We start from the raw sequence: 252 nt of genomic DNA, 5'->3' as shown, positions 1-252 counted from the left end.
ATTTTAACCGCGCGAATGCCTTTTTGGTTCGGCACTGGCGACGGCGCGCCAATAACTAAATCAACTTTATCTTCAATCAGCACTTCCCAGCTGCCGTTCATTACCTGTTCTTGTACATCTATTTCAATATTTTTATGCTCTACTAAAAACTGCTCTATACTGGTAAATATCGGTTTTATATCAATAATAGAATCCAAAGCAATACGAATTTTTGGCTCCCAGCCGTTCGCAATTGTTTGTGTTTGCTCCGAC

Annotated in this window: 1 pseudogene; it reads right to left on the bottom strand. The window is 40.1% G+C overall.

Going from position 1 to position 252, the window contains the following annotated elements:
* Positions 1–252 (bottom strand): annotated as a pseudogene (locus AAEY57_RS20580) (LysR substrate-binding domain-containing protein); the annotation flags it as partial.

This window comes from Pseudoalteromonas sp. MER144-MNA-CIBAN-0113 (genome assembly GCF_040308965.1).
Classification (GTDB): Bacteria; Pseudomonadota; Gammaproteobacteria; order Enterobacterales; family Alteromonadaceae; genus Pseudoalteromonas; species Pseudoalteromonas tetraodonis.
Note: the sequence above shows the minus strand (reverse complement) of the source record. Positions and strands in the feature narration are given on the sequence as shown.